We start from the raw sequence: 2,009 nt of genomic DNA, 5'->3' as shown, positions 1-2,009 counted from the left end.
GGTGCAACAAGGGGGCAAAACATGAGCCTGCTGCCTCTCCACGGCCGCGCCCGGGTGCTGGGCGATGACGTCAACACCGACTACATCATCTCGTCGCGGCGCAAGAAGGAAACCATAGACCCGCAGCAACTGCGCCGCTATTTGCTGGAAGACGCGGTCCCCGGCTTCGCCGCTACGGTGCGCTACGGCGACGTGCTGGTGGCCGGCCACAACTTCGGCTGCGGCTCGGCCATGGAGGTCGCCGTCNCATCATCTCGTCGCGGCGCAAGAAGGAAACCATAGACCCGCAGCAACTGCGCCGCTATTTGCTGGAAGACGCGGTCCCCGGCTTCGCCGCTACGGTGCGCTACGGCGACGTGCTGGTGGCCGGCCACAACTTCGGCTGCGGCTCGGCCATGGAGGTCGCCGTCACCGTGGTGCTGGGCGCTGGCATCCGCGCCGTGGTGGCCAAGAGCTTTTCGCGCACCTACCTGCGCAACGCCATGAACAACGGCCTGTGCGCCGTCACCGCCGACACCAGCGGCATCGCCGAGGGCGCAGCGCTGCGGCTGCGCCTGGATGAGGCTGGTGCTTTACTGCTCGACGTAGCCGAAGACACCACCCTGCCGTGCGACCCCATTGCGCCATTCATGCTGGAAATGCTGAACGCTGGTGGGCTTGTGCCCTATTTGCGCGCACGCGGCGACTTCAGTCCCTAGCGCATCCCCCGATTCCGTTCACCCCCAAGAAAGGAGCCCGGACAAGCCCCTGGCGGAGCACTGCCCGCCCGGCAGCCTGGGCCGGTGCCCCGACAAGCCGACCGTGACAGCCTCATCCCAACAGGAGATCTCCATGCTGCGTATTTCCGCACGACTCAACCGTATCCAGCCTTCACCCAGTTCCATGGCCGGGCAGCGCGCCCGCGAGTTGCGTGCAGCCGGCCACGATATCGTCGGCTTGACCTCGGGCGAACCCGATTTCGACACCCCCGACAACGTGGTGGAAGCCGCCATACGCGCCATGCGCGAGGGCAAGACCAAGTACACCGACGTGGGCGGCACGCCCGAGCTGCGCGAGGCGGTGACCGAGAAGTTTCGCCGCGACAACGGGCTGGAGTACACGCCGGCCGAGGTGATCGTCGGCACGGGCGCCAAGCAGGTGATCTTCAATGCCTTCATGTGCACACTGGAGGCGGGCGACGAGGTCATCGTGCCCACGCCCTACTGGGTGTCGTACCCCGATATCGCGGTGCTGGCCGACGGCGTGCCGGTGTTCGTGCCCTGCCCGCCCGACAAGGGCTTCAAGCTGCAGCCCGCCGACCTGGAGCGTGCCATCACCCCGCGCACCCGTTGGCTGGTACTCAACGCACCCAACAACCCCAGCGGCGCCGCCTATAGCCGCGCCGAGATGAAGGCGCTGACCGACGTGCTGATGCGCCACCCCCACGTGTGGGTGATGGCCGACGACATCTACGAGCACGTCCTCTACGATGGCCGCGAATTCGTCACGCCGGCCCAGGTGGAGCCCGCGCTCAAGGAACGCACCCTGACGATCAATGGCGTCTCCAAGGCCTATGCCATGACCGGCTGGCGCATCGGCTATGGCGCCGGGCCGGCCGCGCTGATCAAACCCATGGTGAAGCTGCAGTCGCAGAGCACCTCCAACCCTTCGTCCATCGCTCAGGCGGCTGCGCTGGAGGCACTGCGCGGACCGCAGGGCTACATTCGCGAGCGCACCGCCATCTTTCAGCAGCGGCGCGACAGGGTGGTGCAGAAGCTCAACGCCATCCCCGGTATCCATTGCCACGTGCCCGAAGGAGCGTTCTACGTCTTCCCCTCGTGCGCCGCCCTGATGGGCAAGCGCACGGCCGAGGGCCGGACGGTGAACAGCAGCAACGAGTTCGTGCTCTACCTGCTCGATACCGAGGGCCTGGCGCTGCTGCAGGGCGAGGCCTATGGCGTGCCCTCGTACTTCCGCATCTCGTTCGCCACGTCGATGGACAAGATCGACGAGGGTTGCCACCGTCTGGC

Annotated in this window: 2 protein-coding genes; both read left to right on the top strand. The window is 66.6% G+C overall.

What is annotated here, in order from left to right:
• The first annotated feature begins 305 nt into the window (after positions 1–305).
• Positions 306–698 carry a hypothetical protein gene (locus QZH66_RS15390; RefSeq protein ID WP_305806782.1) on the top strand — a complete coding sequence of 131 codons (393 nt, stop codon included), beginning with the start codon at positions 306–308 and terminating at the stop codon, positions 696–698.
• A 133-nt stretch (positions 699–831) separates the two neighbouring features.
• A partial coding sequence (locus tag QZH66_RS15385) for a pyridoxal phosphate-dependent aminotransferase (protein WP_305806781.1) occupies positions 832–2,009 on the top strand: 1,178 nt, incomplete at its 3' end.

Origin of the sequence: Stenotrophomonas sp. YIM B06876, assembly GCF_030711595.1 — a bacterium.
GTDB lineage: Bacteria > Pseudomonadota > Gammaproteobacteria > Xanthomonadales > Xanthomonadaceae > Stenotrophomonas.
The sequence above is the reverse complement of the archived record's forward strand: the minus strand, read 5'-3'. Positions and strand labels throughout refer to the sequence as shown.